The sequence below is a fragment of the Paraburkholderia sp. J10-1 genome (genome assembly GCF_905220165.1).
Taxonomy (GTDB): Bacteria; Pseudomonadota; Gammaproteobacteria; order Burkholderiales; family Burkholderiaceae; genus Paraburkholderia.
In genome coordinates, this window is record NZ_CAJMYW010000092.1 from 1 (window position 1) to 284 (window position 284).

Consider the following 284-nt stretch of genomic DNA (forward strand, 5'->3'; position numbering starts at 1 on the left):
ACAGACGCAGGCCGTTCTCCTTCATCACCTTCAGCGTCTTGTACGGCACGTTCGCCTTCGCGTTGCACGACCACGTCATGCCGAGCTTGCCGAGGCCAATCGCGATCGCTTCGGCGCGCGGCAGGTCGTCGGTGAAGGTATCGTCGTCGAACATCAGCTCCTTGACTTCCGGCATGTTGTCGCGGATCCACTTCGCTTCCGCCAGTACGTTCTCGACCGAGCGCGTGCGGTAGCGGTGGCCGCTCACCGTCTGCGGCCACAGGCAGAACGTGCAGCGCGACTTA

Annotated in this window: 1 pseudogene; it reads right to left on the reverse strand. The window is 63.0% G+C overall.

The features are described from left to right. Positions 1 to 284 (reverse strand): annotated as a pseudogene (locus U5A65_RS40860) (hopanoid biosynthesis associated radical SAM protein HpnJ); the annotation flags it as partial.